Here is a 17,001-nt window from a genome sequence, read left to right as displayed (position 1 = left end):
CATAAAGGGCACAACGACGACGCCGCGCTGTGCATTCCTGCTCATCACCTGACGTCCACACCGGATGAGCGCCGCATCCGCGTCGGATGAGCGCCCATAGGGCCTGCTGATTCCCGTGACAGCCCTGATTGGGTAGATTGGACCTTGAACGATGCTTCAGCGCCACACTCCTACAGGAGGACACTATGTCTCTGCTTCGTAAATTCGCCCGCCCACTGCTGGGCGCGAGCTTCATCGCCAGCGGTGTCGACCGCCTGCGCAACACCGATGATGCCTCGGCGCGAATCGGGTCCACCCTCGAGGAGATCGGCTCACTTCTCCCCCAGGCCGAACCCCTGGTCTCCAACGCCAAGCTCACCACCCAGGTCCTGGGCGGTGTCGAGGTCGTTGCCGGAACCGCACTGGCGCTGGGCCGGTTCCCCCGCGCCTCGGCCCTGATGCTGGCAGGAGTCCACAAGTTCAACAGCTACGCCGAATACCGCAACGCTGAGATCGAGAGTGACTCTGACGTCACCGCTCAGCGCAAGACGCTGCTGAAGAACGCCTCCATCCTGGGCGGCCTGAGCCTGGCCATGGTGGACCTCGACGGCAAGCCGTCGCTGGGCTGGCGCGCCGAGCACCTGGCCAAGACCACCCGCAAGAAGGGCGCCAAGTTCGGCGACAAGACCTTCAAGTGGGCCGATGATCTCGGCAGCGACGCCACCAAGAAGGTGCGCGACTTCGAGAAGCACGCCAAGAAGAACTTCCAGCGCGCCGAGAAGGATGCCCTGAAGGCGATCACCAACGCCTCCAAGGGTGCCAACAAGGGTGTCAAGAGCGCCAAGAAGAAGGTCGGAGCGTAGAACCTAGCGACGTGAGCACTACATCTACACACGCTGCATCGGTGCCCCCGCAGCCGTGGCCTGCGCCACGGGCGGGGGCACCTCTGCGCGCAGAGGTCACCGTTCCCGGGTCGAAGTCCCTGACCAACCGCTACCTGCTCCTGGCCGCCCTCGCCGACGGCCCGTCCGTGGTCATCAACCCGCTGCGGTCCCGGGACTCCCGGCTGATGCTCGATGCGCTGGCGGCCCTGGGCAGCGTCGTGGAGCACATCCCGGACTGGGAGAACTCCGGGGTTCCCGCCGTGCGGATCTCCCCGCTTCCGGCCCTCACCAGCGCCTCTCACCCCGGCCCCATCCCTGACTCTTCCGGCGCTGACTCTCCCGGTGCTGACTCTTCCGCCGCTGACTCTCCCGGCACCGCTGACTCCTCCGGCACCGCCCCGACCACCAGGGCGGTGAGCATCGACTGCGGCCTGGCCGGCACCGTGATGCGGTTCATGCCAGCCGTGGCCGCGCTGACCGGCGCACGGGTCCACTTCGACGGCGACCCCGAGGCCCGCGTCCGCCCGATGGGCGCGGTCCAGCACGGGCTGCGCGATCTCGGCGTCGAGATCACCGGCCCGGGCGCTCCCGCACCCGGCGGCGAGGGCCATCTGCCGTTCACCGTGCACGCCCCGGAGGGCATCACCGGGGAAGAGATCACCATCGACGCCTCAGCCTCCTCCCAGTTCGTCTCCGGGCTGCTGCTCACCGCGGCACGGATGCCGCACGGACTCACGCTGCGTCATGTCGGCGAATCGGTGCCCTCGCTGGAGCATGTGGAGATGACGCTGCAGGTGCTGACCGAGGTCGGGGTGAAGGTCAGCTCCCCCGCGAAGCACACCTGGCGGGTGGAGCCCGGCGAGATCCGGGCCTTCAGCGTCCGCGTGGAGCCGGACCTCTCCAATGCCGGACCCTTCCTCTGCGCGGCCGCCGTCACCGGCGGAGAGGTGACCATGCGCGGCTGGCCGATCGTCTCCGCCCAGATCGGACGCCGCTGGACCGAGCTGCTGCCGGCCTTCGGCGCCCAGATCGAGACGGACCCGGAGACCCCCACCACGGTGACCCTGCGAGTCCGCGGCACGCAGCTGCGCACCCCCGGCGCCGTGGACGGCACCGCCGAGCTGACCCCCACGGTGGCGGCCCTCGCCGCCCTGTGCCAGAGCCCCACACTGTTCACCTCGGTCGGACACCTGCGCGGACACGAGACGGATCGGATCGCGGCCCTGGTCACGGAGATCCGCCGACTCGGCGGATCTGCGGAGGAGACCGAGGACGGGTTCGAGGTCACCTCACCCGTGACCCATGGCGGTCTGGTGCGCAGCTATGCCGATCACCGGATGGCCACCTTCGGCGCGGTGCTCGGTCTGGTGCTCGACGACGTCGAGGTCGAAGACATCGCCTGCACCGCGAAGACCATGCCTGACTTCCCGCAGCTCTGGGCAGGGCTGCTGGCGCCGGCGTCGGACGCCGCGCCTGGCGTCGGGCCTGGCTGCGCGGCTGACTCCGTGCCCGGCTCCGGTTCTGTCTCCGCGTCGGGGGCGCGCGGATGAACCGCTGGGCCGATTGGGACGAGTCCCACGTGCGAGTGCGCCCGAACAAGAAGGGCTCCCGACCCCGGACCAAGGAGTCACCCGACTACGCCGACGCCGAGCTGGGCCGGGTCGTCACGGTGGACCGCGGGCGCTACACGGTGCGCCTGGATGACCCCGACGGCGGAGAGCGGATCATCTCCGCAGTGCGCGCGCGTGCGATGCGCCGCACCCCGGTGGTCCCGGGCGACATCGTGGGCCTGGTCGGGGACACCACCGGCGATGCGGGTTCACTGGCCCGGCTGATCCGGATCCAGGAGCGCTCCACGCTGCTGCGCCGCAGCGCCGAGGACACCGACGACGCCGAACGGGTGATCGTCGCCAACGCTGATCAGCTGCTGATCGTGGTCGCAGCGGCGGATCCTGCCCCACGCACCGGATTCATCGACCGGGCCCTGGTCGCAGCCTACGACGCCGGGATCACCCCGATCCTGCTGGTCACCAAGGCCGACCTGGTCGAGGACCCTGCGGATCCGGCCGGACTGATCAGCCACTACGCGGAGCTGGACCTGCAGACCGTGGTCTCCCAGCAGGCCACCGGCACAGCCTCGGGCACCCCCACCTTGGACTCCGCCGCGGTCATCGCGCTGCGCAGCTCGCTGACCGAACGGGTCACCGCGATGATCGGACACTCCGGGGTGGGCAAGTCCACCATGGTCAACGCCCTGACCGGCGCGGATCGGGCCACCAGCGGGGTCAACGCGGTCACCGGGCGCGGCCGGCACACCTCCTCCTCCGCCGTCGCGCTGAACCTGGAGCCTGCCGATTCCCTCGACGTCGCCGCAGCACGGAACTCCTGGATCATCGACACCCCCGGGGTGCGCACCTTCGGCCTGGCCCATGTGGCCCCCGACGATGTGCTCGGCGCCTTCTCCGATCTGGTCGAAGGCTCCGCGGCCTGCGAGTCCGGCTGCGCCCACGTCTCCCCCGAGGGGGGCTGCGCCTTGGACGCCTGGGTGGCCGATGGCCACGCCGGCGACCACGGCGCCGCCCGGCTGGCCTCGATGCGCGGTCTGATCAGGTCCATGGCGGGCACCGAGGACGGTCCGGAAGAGAAGCGGCTCGGCGCGTAAAGCCGTGAATGCGGGTCCTGCCGCTCGGTGATTGCTAGCGTGGCGCTATGAGCCTTAGCACCAGCGCCTACACCGATGACCTGCGCCTGGCGCATATGATCGCCGATTCCGTGGATGCGAAGACGATGTCCTTCTTCTCCTCCATGGACTTCGAGGTCGAGACCAAGCCCGATCTGACCCCGGTCACCGAGGCTGATCGCCAAGCCGAGGAGCTCATCCGCGGCCAGCTCAGCCGGGCCCGCGGCCGCGACGCCATCCTGGGCGAGGAGTTCGGCTCCACCGGATCCGGACCGCGCCAGTGGGTCATCGACCCGATCGACGGGACCAAGAACTTCATCCGCGGGGTGCCCGCCTGGGCCACGCTGATCGCGCTGGTCGATGACGGCGAACCGGTGGTCGGACTGGTCAGCGCACCCGCGCTGGGTCGGCGCTGGTGGGCGGCCAAGGACGGCGGCGCCTATACCGGCAAGGCCCTCGCCTCGGCCAAGCGGCTCCAGGTCTCGAAGGTGCCCCAGCTCGAGGACGCGTTCTTCTCCTACTCCTCGCTCGCCGGGTGGCGGAAGATCGGCCGCAGCCAGAACTTCCTGGAGCTCACCGAGACCGTCTGGCGCACCCGCGCCTTCGGTGACTTCTGGTCCTACTGCATGGTCGCCGAGGGTCAGGTGGACATGGCCGCCGAACCGGAGCTGAGCCTGCACGACATGGCGGCCCTGGTGCCGATCATCCGCGAAGCCGGCGGCATCTTCACCTCCCTGGACGGTGAGCCCGGATGCACCGGTGCCAACGGCCTGGCCACCAACGGACTGCTCCACGAGGCCGCCCTGGGCGCGCTCGCCGCAGATCGCCCCGCCCCGTTCTGAGTTCCGCCCCGGCCTGAGTCCAGCACAGGCCTGGGTCCAGCACCTTCCTGAGCCCAGCAGCGCTGTCAGAGCCGGGTCTGCTTCGTCCTGCCGGCCCCACTTGCAGTTTTAGGTGTGCCTAAATCATACTGTGGGCATGCGCCACACCAGGTTCTTCACTGTCACCGCCGGACTGATCTGCGCCCTGGCCTTGAGCAGCTGTGCCGCGGCGAACTCCGATGAGCAGGGCGCCTCCACGGAGGACCAGCCTCCCGTGGTGCTCACCAGCTTCTCGGTGCTGGCAGACATGACCCGGGCCGTGGGCGGCGACCTGGTGGACACCCGCTCCATCACCCCGCCCGGCGCCGAGGTGCACGAGTACTCCCCCACCCCCGGCGATCTCCGCGATGCCGCAGCGGCGGACGTGATCTTCTTCAACGGACTGGGCCTGGAGGCCTGGTACGAGCAGTTCCTGAGCCATTCTTCGGCGGAGGTGGTGATGCTCTCCGAGTCGGTGGAGACCCTGCCGGTCACCCGGCTGCCCGAAGCTTCTCCGGGCTCCGGCGAGTCCGACGACGTCGAGGACCCCGGGGCTTCCGAGAGTGCCGGCGCGGAGGAGACCGCCGAGCTGCCGGTCAACCCGCACGCCTGGATGTCTCCGGCACAGGCCATGGTCTATGTGGACAACATCGAGGCCGCACTGAGCGAGCTCTCCCCCGCCGACGCCGAGCAGTTCACCGAGAACGCCGGCCGCTACCGGGAGCAGATCCAAGCGGTCTGGGACCAGGCCGAGGAGCGGCTGGCACCGCTGCAGCAGGACGGTGAGATCCACCTGGTGACATGCGAGGGCGCCTTCAGCTACCTGGCGAAGGACCTGGATCTCCGCGAGCACTACCTGTGGCCGCTCAACGCCGAGGACGAGGGAAGCCCGAAGCAGGTCGAGGCGCAGATCCGCTACGTCGAGGAGCACCAGGTGCCCACGATCTTCTGCGAGTCCACTGTCAATGACTCCACCCAGCGGCAGGTGGCCGAGACCACCGGCGCCACCCTGAGCGAGCCCCTGCACGTGGACTCGATCACCGAGCCTGACGGACCGGCACCGAGCTACCTCGAGCTCTTGGAACACGACCTGGACCTGATCATCGAAGGAGCCCAGCGATGAGCACTGACATAGACACTGGATCAGCCACAGGCGTGGACGCCCCACCCGGTGCTGCCGCCGTCGTCGTCGATCAGCTGAGCGCCGGCTATCCAGGCGTCCAGGCTCTGGACGAGGTCAGCATCACCGTGGGCACGGGCAGCATCTGCGCCCTGCTGGGAGCCAACGGCTCCGGGAAGTCCACGCTGTTCAAGGCGCTGCTGGGACTGCACCGACCCACCGCCGGGACCGTGCGGCTCTTCGGCATGGAACCGACGAAGGCCCGACGGCGCAACCAGGTCAGCTACGTGCCGCAGCACGAACAGGTGGACACCAGCTTTCCGATCAGCGTGGAGCAGGTGGTCATGATGGGTCGCTACGGGCACATGGGCTTCACCCGCCGCACCCGCCCTGCGGACCGGCAGGCCTGCGACCAGGCGCTGGACCAGGTGGGCCTGAGCCAGCTGCGCCGGCGCGGGATCGGTGAGCTCTCCGGAGGCCAGCGCAAGCGCGCCTTCCTGGCCCGTGCGATCGCCCAGCAGGCGCCTCTGATGCTGCTCGATGAGCCGTTCGCCGGCGTGGACCGCGGTTCGGAGGAGCTGATCAGCTCGGTGCTCAAGACGCTGCGCGACACCACGGGCACCACCGTGCTGATCTCCACCCACCACCTCGCCGGCGTGGAGGACCTCGCAGATGAGGTGGTGCTGCTGCACCAGCGGGTGCTCGCCGCGGGACTTCCGGGCGAGGTGCTCACCGAGGAACAGCTCGGCCGCAGCTTCGGCGCCGTGCTGCGCGAGACGAACTGATGAGGGAGGCAAGCTGATGTGGGAGCTGCTGGTCCAACCGATGGAGTTCGCCTTCATGCAGCACGCCCTGACGGCGGCGATCATCTCCTCGGTGGTCTGCGCCCTGCTCTCCTGCTGGCTGGTGCTCATGGGCTGGTCCCTGATGGGTGACGCCGTGGCGCACTCGATCCTGCCCGGGATCGTGCTGGCGCACATCTTCGGTCTGCCCATGGCGCTGGGCGCCTTCGTCTTCGGGATGCTCGCGGTGCTGCTCATCGGCGGGATCAGCGGAGGCTCGACGCTGAAGCATGACACCTCCATCGGCGTGGTGTTCACCTCGCTCTTCGCGCTGGGCCTGGTCCTGGTCTCCAGGACCCCCAGCGAGACGCACCTGACCCACATCCTCTTCGGCAATGTGCTGGGCATCTCGCAGCAGGACCTGCTGCAGACCGCCGGTCTGGGGTTGGCCACCGTGGCGGTGCTGTTGACGCTGCGGCGCAGCTTCGTGCTGCTGGCCTTCGACAAGGTCCACGCCCACACGATCGGACTCTCCACCGGCGCCCTGTCCATCTTGCTGCTGGCCCTGCTCGCGCTGACCACCGTGACCGCGCTGCAGACCCTGGGGATCCTTCTGGTGGTCGCTATGCTGGTGGTGCCCGGCGCCACCGCACTGCTGCTGTGCCGCCGCTTCGGGCCGATGCTCGCGGTCGCCGCGTCCAGCGCGGCAGCCTCCGCGGTGATCGGCGTCTATGCCAGCTACTGGCTCGACATCTCCACCGGAGGCTCGATCGTGCTGGCACAGTCGGGCCAGTTCGCGCTGGCCTACCTCTTCGCCCCGGTGAAAGGGATGATCCCGCGGCTGCGCCAGCGACGTCAGCGCCCACCCTCCGAGCAGGCGAGGCCGACCCGCTCGATCGATACGCTCCTCGACGTGAAGGATCCCGCCTAGATGACTCCGCGCACCTCAGCTCAGGGCCGTTCCACCGCGATCGAGGCTGCCACCACCTCCGTGGAGGACTACGCCAAGACCATCTATGGCCTCGCCGAATGGGACGGCGCCTCGGTGACCGCGTCCGCGCTGGCCAGGACCCTGGGCGTCTCCAACCCCTCGGTCTCGCTGATGATGCGCAAGATGGCCGACCTGGGGCTGGTGGAGCACCGCCCCTACGCGCCGATCGCGCTGACCCCCGCCGGACGCCAGCTCGCCCTGGCAATGGTCCGCCGGCACCGTCTGATCGAGACCTGGCTGGTGCGCGAGCTCGGATACGGCTGGGAGGAGGTCCATGAGGAGGCCGAACGGCTCGAACACGCCGTCTCGGAGACCTTCGTGGACCGTCTCGATGTGCGGCTGGGCCACCCACGCGTGGACCCTCACGGTGATCCGATCCCCGGTCCAGACCTGCAGCTGGACTACCCCGAGACCCTGCTGCTCTGCCGGGTGCCGGCCGCGATGAAGGTGCGCCTGGAGCAGGTCGACGACGCCGTGCCGGATGCGCTCTCCGCCCTGGACACCCACCGGGTGCCCATCGGTGCGCAGGTCACGGTCCAGGCCACCGACCGCGGCGCCGTCGTCCTGACCCCGCTCACCCCCGGAGGGCAGGACAGCCCGGGAGCTCCCCCGACGCAGGACGATCAGTCGGCGGCGGCCGGGAGCATCCGGCTCGCCCATGAGGTGGCCCACGCCATGCGCGTAAGCGTGGTCCGCTGAGGCCGCCCGGCCCCGACGTATCCTGTACTGGTGTCTTCTCCCGAACCGCGTGCCTCCAGCAGGCGCCCACGCCCGAAGCGGCAGGCGACCTCGCTGACGGTGCTGATCCTCCTGGTGGCGCTGGCCGGCGCCGGTGGCGCGCTGCTGCGACTTCTGGTCGGCGAGCTGATCCCGGAGCAGGGGATGAAGTTCCCGTGGACCACGCTGGTGATCAATCTCAGCGGATCAGGGCTGCTGGGCCTGCTCATCGGCGTCGCACGCGCCCGCCCGAGCACCCCGGACTGGGTGGTGCCGACCTTCGGCACCGGACTGCTGGCCTCCTACACGACCTTCTCTGCGGTGATCCTCGCCGTGATGCCCTCGATGCCCGGATCCGCCTATGAAGGACTCGCGGCCGTGACCTATGTCAGCCCGGGGGCGATGGAGATGCTCACCTACCTCATCATCAGCATCCTGGGCTGCACCGCTGCTGCCGCGGCCGGACTGACCATCAGCCGTGCGCTGTTCGGCCAGCTCGGCGCCGCCTCCGCGGATCTCGGCGTGAGCAGCGAGGGCCGCCATGAATCCTGAATTCAGCATCGCCATTGCGCTGGGCGTCGCGCTCGGCGGCTCGGTGGGCGCGGTGGCGCGCTTCCTCCTGGACCGATACCTGCGCGTGGGCCTGCTGCTGGCGAACACGCTCGGGTGCTTCCTGCTGGGGTATCTCCTCGGCGAACTCACCTGGCTGAGCGGGAACGGCGCGGCTGAGCCCGAAGGCGTGCTGCCCGGCCCGGTGTCCACGGTGCTGATCTTCGGGGTCCTCGGTGCGCTGAGCACCTTCGCAACCGTCTCAGTGCGGGTGGCGCAGACCTGGGTGTCGGGTCGACGACTGCGGGCGGTCGGGATCTGGACGGCGCACGTGGGGTGCGGGTTCGCAGCCGCAGCGTTGGGGATTGCGCTGTCCCGGATGTCGGGGCTATACTGAAAAGTCAGCTCGCGAGCACGTGGCGAGAGACAGGGGCTGATAAGCCTCGTTGACAACACAATATGGGGACGATCGGTTTCGACGATCTGAGTTGATCATGGTGAAGCGGGTCGAGGATGCAGAGTGACCTCGTAAATACCTCTCTGCAAAACAATAAGTGCCGAAACTAAGCGCACTGACTTCGCCCTCGCTGCCTAAGCAGCGACGCGAGTCTGTCAGCCTGGGTCTGCTATCGACCCAGCTCCTGGCATCAGCTAGATAGCCACTGGTTCCAACTCCTCGTCGTGGGGAGTTGGGTCGACAATTCACACGACTGGGCCCGTCAGCCGCCTGTCTGCGTGACGGCTGGGGCCGAGAAAATCTATCAGCAGACTGCACCCGGAGAAGCCCATGTGAATCCAGATCGGACGCGGGTTCGATTCCCGCCGTCTCCACAGTGAAGGGCCAGACACATCGTGTCTGGCCCTTTTTTGTGCCCTTTTTCCGCGCCATCACTGGGATGTGGTCTACTAGCTACAGAATTACGCTGTACACAGAAGTAGACACCATTGGACCCGCGTGCACTCTCCTTAGTGCACGTAGAGCGCACGAAAGGCACACATGGCGAAGCGTCGAGACTTCGGAACTGTCCGCAAACTGCCCAGCGGTAAGTTTCAGGCCACGTACATCGGTCCCGACCATCAGCGCCATAAAGCACACACCACGTTCGACACCAAGGGTGCCGCGACCAGCTATCTAGGTCGAGTCAAAGCAGACATTGACCGTGAGGCGTGGGTCAGTCCAGAAGAAAAAGCTCAGCGTGAAGCTGAGACTCAGAGGCTTGCGGACGAAAAGGCACAGCTCGAGGCAGAAGCCTTGGAGCGGGATATGACGCTGACCGCGTTCACTCAGCTATGGCTCACAGCGAAAGCCAGTGGCAAGACTGTTTCAGGCCGAGGCGCACGCGAGGTCAAAACTTCTACGATCAGCACCTACCGGAGCAGACTCGAGCACGACGTGTTGCCGGTGCTAGGGGATCTACGCATGAGCGAACTCAACGACAAGAACGTAGGCAAGCTGCTCGATGATCTTGCCCTACAACCGTCGAAGGTGAACCCTCAAGGCCGGGGCAACGGCGTAGCCCTGCCAGTCGGTAGAACACTGAAAGCCCTTCTAAGCGACGCCGAGCGGGAAGGGTATATAGCTTCACTCCCCCACATGTACCTACCCGCAAACAAGCCGGTACGGGCTCGACGCGAGGACTCAGACGTAGCGACGCAGGAGCAGGTCAAAGCGCTCCATGAAGCCATGCCAGAACAGTGGCGGATAGCCGTCCTGTTAGCCGCGTACTGCCAGACGCGCCTAGGCGAAACCCTAGGACTTCAGCGCCGGGACTTTGAACACCTAGACGACAGCACCCGTGCACTGGTGAAGGTCAGGCGACAGCTCAACACCAAGACTGGCAAACTCACCGACGATGGAGACGTGAAGAGCACCAGCGGTGAGCGAAACCTGTTCATCCCTAGCGGCATACTGCCAACTCTTCGGGACCACATGGACTCCCACGTAGAGGAACACCCAAACGCGCTTATCCTGCGATCCCTGACCCCCTCGAAGCGCTCCAAGGGTGAGATAGCTTCATCGTCAGTGTTTGACCGTACTTGGAGAGAGGTCAGGGACTCTCTCAACATGGAGGGGTTCCGCTTTCACGATCTACGGCACACGGGGCTGACTCTCTACGCCCAGCAGGGCGCGACCCTGAAAGAACTCATGTACCGAGGTGGACACTCCGACCACAAGGTAGTGATGCGCTATCAACACTCGACCCAGGATCGACAGTTGAAGCTAGTGCAGCTCATGAGTAACGAGATGCCTCAGTTTTAGCTATTAAAGTGTGAGTAGAAATGGATAAATCTATTTACACATGTTCGCTGTACGGCCATTTATTGACAGACTAAGACAATACTTGATAAGCTTTTCTTGTCACTCGGGCGCGGAGTCTTTCTGAGAAGTGATCATCGGGGTAGCTGAACCGTAAAAAAGCGTAACGTCCTATTTTGTATCAATAGATAGGCCCTGCTATGCCCTTTACAGTCGCAACCGTCGATCAGACCGCCGAAATGCTCGGCGTAAGTACTCGCAGCGTCCGCCGCTGGATTGACGACGGGAGTCTTCCCGCATTCCGTATTCACGGACACCTACTCAGAATCAAAGTCGCCGACATTGAGGCTCTACTCGAGCCGGTGACCTCATGACTAAGGCCCGGTTGGGAGACCGGGCCTTAGATACCACCACAGGAGAGGAGAACCATCGACACAATCAACAATCGACCAGAAAGACTATTATGCCTAACCCCTATTCTACCATCGTTGACACCGTAAAGACAGGCGCTGAACTTGCCCTCGAATGGGTAAATGCAGGTTATTCAATCCTGCCGTGCAACTCCGATAAAGAGCCGCTTAACGGTGAGCGAGGGTTTCTGGTGGCTTCTAACAGCCCCGACCAGATCAAGCGGTGGTGGCTGCGACACCCTGAAGCGTTGGTCGGAGTCGTGCCGTTCTCAGGCGGTGCAGTGGTGATCGACGTTGACCATAAGGAAGGTCGCGATGGTCACGACGGGTTGACCGTCGCAGGTGTCACCCTGGACCCGGCTGACGGGTTCCACTCACTCTCACGTGTGGGCAAGCACTATTGGTACGCCGCGACTGAAGAGGTGCGCAACGTGGGGGTGTCAGACCTCGACGGTATGCCCGTGCCACTAGTGGACGTGCGCTCTTCTGCTGGCTACGTGGTCGCTCCCTACGCGCCACCGGAGACACTGCCAGCACTGCCAGAGTCGGTGACGTTCCTCGAGAGTCTGGGCATCTATGGAGACCCCGCGACACGTGCACAGTTTCTTACCTTCATCGCGGACCACGTCGGACGCTATGACGATGCACAGGAAGCCACCCGTGCAGACCTGCTGAACCGGTTCATTGCCGAGCGCGAGCAGGGCACCCTGAACCGTGACTTCATGCTGCGCGTTCAGGTCGCTATGATCGCCGGGTCTGTCCCCGGTGATGCAACGATGCTTCTGCTCGACGCGCTGCGCGAGGTCTATATCCGTCCGGCTGACGGTGAATCTATCGACGGCAAATGGGTTCACGACTGGGATACCGCGCTCATGGGCGCAGTGGGCAAGATGCTCAACGGTGGTTTCAAGCCTGAGGACAGTCCGAGGTATCAGCGAGACCTCGACACAGAACAGCTCAGACAGCGAGTCGTCAGGGACGCACGGGAAGCACTCGAGCGGGAGGACGCTGCGACAAGTGGCAAACTGCTGGCACCGGTGTCACTGGACGATGAGGTAGAGGAAGGTCCAGCGGAGCGTATTGAAGGAATCCTGTTCACTGGCGGCAAGCTCGGCATCAGCGCCAAGGCCAAGGCAGGTAAGACCACGTTCACTATGAACCTGGTGCGCTCCCTGACCACTGGTGAGCCGTTCCTCGGCGAGTTCGAGACTGTACCGGTGCAAGGCACGGTGGGATATCTCAACTACGAGATGCCGAAGCGTAAGTTTCAGGAGAACGCGCGCCGTATGGGTATCGACCTGAACAAGGTGCGAGTGTTCCACGGGCGCGAAGGGTTCAACCCCTTCACGCACCCGGAGCAGTGGCGCGTGATCGCTGAGGACTTCAAGGCTCACGGTGTGGAGGTTCTGATCCTCGATCCACTTTCCAACGCGTTCCCCTTCAACAGCCAAGACAACGCCGGAGAGATGCGGCGCTTTCTCAACCTGGTCAATGACCTGCGTATCGAGTGTGGGGCGTCTGAACAGATCATCGTCATGCACGCCGGGAAGGGTCACGCTGACCACAGCCCTCGAGGCTCGAGCGTTCAGGAAGATGACCCTGACAACCTGCTCTACATCAAAGAGTCAGCGGGTAAGCGGAAGTTCTCGACCAAGGGCCGACACGATGAAGATATCCCTGACACCGGGCTCACGTTCGATCCGATGACACAGCTACTCACCGCGAGCATGGACGGTGAGCATTTTGCCGATGAGGTGGACGCGCTGGTAGAGCTTGAGCGCAAGGTACTCGACTACATCAAGAAGCACCCCGGCTGCGGGATCGGCAACCTTCCAGGACAGACCGACGCAAAACACACAGCTAAAGAGTCGCTGCTGAGTCAGAGCCTGATCGAGATGCGGCGGGACGGGCGCAAGCACACGTTCTACGCGCTCTAACTCCCCTCTTCAACTCTCCCCGAGAGATAGCTCAGGGAGAGTTAGAGGGATAGTTGATATCGCTCTGACCTGGGGTTTTAGCGGTTTTTGCGAACTATCCCTATCTATCCCCAAGCTACGAAGTAGCGGGGGTAGATATTTCAGGGACAGTAACTGGTTGGGGATAGCTCAGAAGTAGGGGTTGTGAGCAAAACTAACAACGTGGGCGATTCTCGGTGACTTGGGGTTAATCAGCTAAAACGGCGTGACGAAAAGAATGATAAATGTATCCGGAATTTCTTTGATAAGTTCACCCCTTTATGGGATACTTTAATCATGGATACAACAAATAGTTTAACGCCGGAGGAAGTGGTTGAAAGAAAGCGTGAGAAGCGTCGCGCTTATCAGCGTGCATGGGTCAAAAGGAATCCCGGTAAATCCACTGAGTACGCTCGAGCATTCTGGTATCGCCAGTTCTTGGACGATCTCGCGGCGGCAGAGCACGCCCGTGATGAAGAGTCTCGCGAGCTTCTGCGCAGTCGGGGCATCGACGTATGACCGGCGCACTTGACCGCGAGACCCTTGCCACGGCGTATATCGCAGAAGGGAGTATGACTCGCGCGGCACAGATCGCCGGGGTCTCACTCTCAACAGCAAGCCGCCGACTCAATGAGCCAGAGACGCTGGAAATCATCAGAGATGCGAGGCGAGGACTTCTGACGAAGGTGCTCAGCACTCTCGAGGTTCACGTACTCAAGTCCGTGGCAACGCTGGCAGAGATTCAAAACGATCAGGCCGCACCCTCGACTGCACGCGTCCAGGCCGCTAATAGCATCCTGAGTCGCGTTGAGAGCCTGGCAGAACAGCTCGAGGTACAGGAACGCCTGACAGTCCTGGAAGACGCTCTCAAGGCCACACGGGCACCGTCCACGCGTCGTGGCGGCGAGGTTATCCCGTGAGAACGCTTCAGTTCCTCAATGAAGCCGAACGGCGAATATCGGCACCACAGCCCCGACCCTCACTAATCCTGATTGAAGACGGCATAGCGAGCGAGATGTGGTGGGACGGCATTCCCGGCAGATCAGAAAACGTGAAGGTGCGCGTCCACGATCTGGACGAATACCTAGACCAGTTCCAAGACGGTGACGGTCGCATGACGGTCATCATCGCGGACGAACTTCCCGAATAACCACACCACAAAGTAAGGAAAACCATATGAGCAAGACCAGTTTCCCGCCGTCGCACATCCCTCTCGGCCCCTGGTATGAGGGCATGGAGCCTGGCGCAGCCGTCGCTAAGTACATGGAGAAGGCCCAGTACGAATATTCACGCGTGGATGACCGCGAACTGCGAGACGTGAAGACAGGCGAGCGTGTGTGGCTCAATGGCACCACCACCAAAGCAGACGCTGAACTGAAGGTGATGAAGGAACGTCAGGCCGCTGAGAAGGTGATCCGCGCCCAGTACGACACCGCCCGTGAGAAGGTCCGCCGCTCAATTGCTAAGCCAATGCCTAGTGGTGTCCGTGAGCAGATTGCCACGATGAAGCAGCTCGGCGCGACTCCGACGGAGGTCGAGGCGCTTCAGCGGACCTATGCAGATAGCTACCTCGCGCAGCGACTCATTCAGGCTGAGCTTATGGACGACTCGACCCCTGGCACTCAGATCATGGCACCGGCTGTGGACGATGTTCTCGGCGAGCTGGACCATACAGAGTCACTTGCCCTGCGTGCGCTCAGTGTCAATCCTGAAGAGGCCCACCTGTCATATGATGCCCAGCTCGTGGCCAAAGGAAACGTCACGCGCAATTCACTGAACTCCGCTGAGGTCTTCGACTCCATGTTCGGTGGCGATAAGTAAACCTCCCTCCCCGCTCACGCGGAAGATGCCGCGCTTCACGGCATGAGACCCCCAGACTCCTTCCGAGGTCTGGGGGTCTCTTTACGTGTAACCCTGGACCATAGTCCAAGGTGACATGCACAAGGTTGACAGTTTCCCTATCTCGCGCCGCTCAGCGTGTGTAAACTAATCTGACAACTAATTAGGTGAGGTTGAAGCCATGACTAAATGGGGATACGTGCGGGTCTCGACTGCCAGGCAAGACACATCGGAGCAGCGCAGAGAGCTTGAAGCGCACGGCGTTGAGCCTGAGCACATCGAAGAAGACCACGGGATCACCGGGCGCACTATGGAGCGTGACGGACTGACACGCCTATTAGGTCGCATGGAGTCGGGAGACACCGTACTTGTCACGGCTCTCGACCGGGCAGGGCGCACCATGAAGGGAATGCTCGAACTAGTGGAAGAGCTGACCGAACGGGGCATCACTATGCGCACCACGGCAGGAGACGTGAACACAGGTACAGAGATGGGACGCGCTGTGTTCCACATCCTCAGTGCACTTGCTGTAATGGAAGCCAACATCAAGCGTGAACGGGCTCAGGCTGGCATACGCAGGGCTCAGGCGAGCGGACAGAAGATCGGTGGACGGAAACCCGTCGTCTCTGATCTGAGGATCACACAGGCGGCTACACGGGTGCGAGATGGATCGTCGTCAGTCACCGATGAGTGTCACCGACTGGCTATGTCTCGGCAGGGCTTCTACAAGCGCATTAAGTCCCTGGGGTTGGAGCTGAGGGCTTAGTTCGGGGCGGCCAATTAAACGGACGATGATCACGAAGCCACTTGAACAGACGATAGTCACGAAGTCGTTGACGGCGGGACTTAACGTAAAGCTCACGCCTTGTGGCTTCGGCGATGCGTCTGCGCTGGTCTTCCAGCTTCACCTCCATAGCTTCAATTTCATCAGAAATATCCGAGGTGCTGCCGTGAGCCAGATTAATAGCTTTATCAACAGAATCATTCACCGATATGTAGGCATCCCGTACAGCCGAGGGTGCGTATATCTCGAGTGAAGACTTATACTTGTCGAGCTTGTTGGATTCATTTATCAAAACCGTAAATCTAGATTCTACTTCGTCTGATGTCTTTTTATATGATTCGACATTAAGTGGTTTAGGGCCACCTGTTAGATCGGAGTCATTCAAGATCCGTATTTTGAAATTCTGGGCATGTATCCAAGAGTAGAATGCTTTCTGAAATGATTTGAAGTCTTGGTCAAACTCAATGACTAGTTTGGCAAGGTGCTCAGAGTTTCTAGCGCGCGCTTCCCGACTCGCGGCTGACAAGTGCGTGACGAGGTTAGTCACCAAAGCTGTGAGCAAGGCAGACCCAGCAGCGATGACCGCGATGTCCCCACTCGTCAGCTCTCCTGTCTCCATAGTGACAAGACCCTAGCGCATTAGGCGCCATTCAACTCGCCTATGCTGAGTCCGAGATAAAGGAGTCTGCACATGTTCGAACTACTACTCGTGCTGGCTGGTGCCGGTGCCGCGTTCCTTGGACAACTATTCAAGTCGAAGTGGGACCGCAAGAGCAGCCTGACGGACCGACGTAGAGAAGCCCACGCAAAGTTCCTGGGCGAGATCTATCAAGCCATGCGACTCGGCGCGACGCTGAAGAACGTAATGCGGGTGTCCGTCACGCGTGAATCTCAAGACCCTGAATTTGTCGAGCTAAGGGCGAAGCTGTCTAGCTCCCTGGCACAGGTACAGATTCTCAGTTCGGTCCACGTGGCAGTTCGTGCAGTAAGACTCTACGACGATGCAATGAACAAGCTCAGAGGGGATCCTCTAGTTGCGCTAGGCCCCGCGATAGACGCCTACATGGACGCTTTGAAATCTGAGATCAATTAACGCACGTAGAGTGCACGTCGAGTGAGTCTCACTCACGTAATCCTTAAAACCACAGGTCAGACGGCTATCGGGCTACATTCCCGCCGTCTCCACAGATCGCC

General features: G+C 63.1%; 20 protein-coding genes and 1 other RNA gene. 20 read left to right on the top strand and 1 reads right to left on the bottom strand.

What is annotated here, in order from left to right; translation table 11 throughout:
• Nucleotides 1-185 precede the first annotated feature (185 nt).
• From LTH96_RS03160 to LTH96_RS03075, 19 genes are all read left to right on the top strand, one after another.
• Nucleotides 186-842: a DoxX family protein gene (locus LTH96_RS03160; RefSeq protein ID WP_241464291.1), complete on the top strand. Its 657-nt coding sequence runs from the start codon at nt 186-188 to the stop codon at nt 840-842.
• Nucleotides 843-853: 11 nt separating this feature from the next.
• Nucleotides 854-2,413, top strand: a complete 1,560-nt coding sequence (locus tag LTH96_RS03155; protein WP_241464290.1) for a 3-phosphoshikimate 1-carboxyvinyltransferase — start codon at nt 854-856, stop codon at nt 2,411-2,413.
• Entirely contained in the window at nt 2,410-3,525 is a 1,116-nt protein-coding gene (gene rsgA / locus LTH96_RS03150) for a ribosome small subunit-dependent GTPase A (protein ID WP_241464289.1), read from the top strand. The genes LTH96_RS03155 and rsgA overlap by 4 nt, the downstream gene beginning before the upstream one ends.
• 47 nt (nt 3,526-3,572) lie before the next feature.
• Nucleotides 3,573-4,385: a histidinol-phosphatase gene (gene hisN, locus LTH96_RS03145; RefSeq protein ID WP_241464288.1), complete on the top strand. Its 813-nt coding sequence runs from the start codon at nt 3,573-3,575 to the stop codon at nt 4,383-4,385.
• Between the two features lie 136 nt (nt 4,386-4,521).
• A complete protein-coding gene (locus LTH96_RS03140) occupies nt 4,522-5,526 on the top strand; it encodes a metal ABC transporter solute-binding protein, Zn/Mn family (protein WP_241464287.1) in 1,005 nt (334 codons plus the stop codon).
• Entirely contained in the window at nt 5,523-6,308 is a 786-nt protein-coding gene (locus LTH96_RS03135; RefSeq protein WP_241464286.1) for a metal ABC transporter ATP-binding protein, read from the top strand. Before LTH96_RS03140 ends, LTH96_RS03135 begins: the two co-directional genes overlap by 4 nt.
• 16 nt (nt 6,309-6,324) lie before the next feature.
• Nucleotides 6,325-7,236: a metal ABC transporter permease gene (locus tag LTH96_RS03130; protein ID WP_241464285.1), complete on the top strand. Its 912-nt coding sequence runs from the start codon at nt 6,325-6,327 to the stop codon at nt 7,234-7,236.
• Nucleotides 7,237-7,995 carry a metal-dependent transcriptional regulator gene (locus LTH96_RS03125; protein WP_241464284.1) on the top strand — a complete coding sequence of 253 codons (759 nt, stop codon included), beginning with the start codon at nt 7,237-7,239 and terminating at the stop codon, nt 7,993-7,995.
• A gap of 30 nt (nt 7,996-8,025) precedes the next feature.
• Nucleotides 8,026-8,565 carry a CrcB family protein gene (locus LTH96_RS03120; RefSeq protein WP_241464283.1) on the top strand — a complete coding sequence of 180 codons (540 nt, stop codon included), beginning with the start codon at nt 8,026-8,028 and terminating at the stop codon, nt 8,563-8,565.
• Nucleotides 8,555-8,959, top strand: a complete 405-nt coding sequence (locus tag LTH96_RS03115) for a CrcB family protein (protein WP_241464282.1) — start codon at nt 8,555-8,557, stop codon at nt 8,957-8,959. Before LTH96_RS03120 ends, LTH96_RS03115 begins: the two co-directional genes overlap by 11 nt.
• Before the next feature lie 64 nt (nt 8,960-9,023).
• Nucleotides 9,024-9,396, top strand: a transfer-messenger RNA (tmRNA) gene (ssrA, locus tag LTH96_RS03110).
• A gap of 163 nt (nt 9,397-9,559) precedes the next feature.
• Nucleotides 9,560-10,822 (top strand): site-specific integrase, encoded by a 1,263-nt coding sequence (locus LTH96_RS03105; protein WP_241464281.1) that lies wholly within the window; start codon nt 9,560-9,562, stop codon nt 10,820-10,822.
• Between the two features lie 197 nt (nt 10,823-11,019).
• A complete protein-coding gene (locus tag LTH96_RS13160; protein ID WP_370644364.1) occupies nt 11,020-11,193 on the top strand; it encodes a helix-turn-helix domain-containing protein in 174 nt (57 codons plus the stop codon).
• A gap of 89 nt (nt 11,194-11,282) precedes the next feature.
• A complete protein-coding gene (locus LTH96_RS03100) occupies nt 11,283-13,166 on the top strand; it encodes an AAA family ATPase (RefSeq protein ID WP_241464280.1) in 1,884 nt (627 codons plus the stop codon).
• A 315-nt stretch (nt 13,167-13,481) separates the two neighbouring features.
• A complete protein-coding gene (locus LTH96_RS03095) occupies nt 13,482-13,703 on the top strand; it encodes a hypothetical protein (RefSeq protein WP_241464279.1) in 222 nt (73 codons plus the stop codon).
• Complete coding sequence (locus LTH96_RS03090) at nt 13,700-14,104, top strand: hypothetical protein (protein WP_241464278.1); 405 nt, start codon at nt 13,700-13,702, stop codon at nt 14,102-14,104. The genes LTH96_RS03095 and LTH96_RS03090 overlap by 4 nt, the downstream gene beginning before the upstream one ends.
• Nucleotides 14,101-14,334, top strand: a complete 234-nt coding sequence (locus tag LTH96_RS03085; protein ID WP_241464277.1) for a hypothetical protein — start codon at nt 14,101-14,103, stop codon at nt 14,332-14,334. The genes LTH96_RS03090 and LTH96_RS03085 overlap by 4 nt, the downstream gene beginning before the upstream one ends.
• 26 nt (nt 14,335-14,360) lie before the next feature.
• A complete protein-coding gene (locus LTH96_RS03080; protein WP_241464276.1) occupies nt 14,361-15,005 on the top strand; it encodes a hypothetical protein in 645 nt (214 codons plus the stop codon).
• A 199-nt stretch (nt 15,006-15,204) separates the two neighbouring features.
• On the top strand, nt 15,205-15,789 hold the full coding sequence (locus LTH96_RS03075) for a recombinase family protein (protein ID WP_241464275.1): 585 nt from the start codon (nt 15,205-15,207) through the stop codon (nt 15,787-15,789).
• Here LTH96_RS03075 and LTH96_RS03070 read toward each other — a convergent pair.
• Nucleotides 15,758-16,426: a hypothetical protein gene (locus LTH96_RS03070; RefSeq protein WP_241464274.1), complete on the bottom strand. Its 669-nt coding sequence runs from the start codon at nt 16,424-16,426 to the stop codon at nt 15,758-15,760. The genes LTH96_RS03075 and LTH96_RS03070 overlap by 32 nt on opposite strands.
• A gap of 72 nt (nt 16,427-16,498) precedes the next feature.
• Between LTH96_RS03070 and LTH96_RS03065 the strand changes: the two genes are divergently transcribed.
• On the top strand, nt 16,499-16,900 hold the full coding sequence (locus LTH96_RS03065; RefSeq protein ID WP_241464273.1) for a hypothetical protein: 402 nt from the start codon (nt 16,499-16,501) through the stop codon (nt 16,898-16,900).
• Nucleotides 16,901-17,001 lie beyond the last annotated feature (101 nt).

The organism is Nesterenkonia sp. LB17 (assembly GCF_022565915.1).
Classification (GTDB): Bacteria; Actinomycetota; Actinomycetes; order Actinomycetales; family Micrococcaceae; genus Nesterenkonia.
Note: the sequence above shows the minus strand (reverse complement) of the source record. Positions and strands in the feature narration are given on the sequence as shown.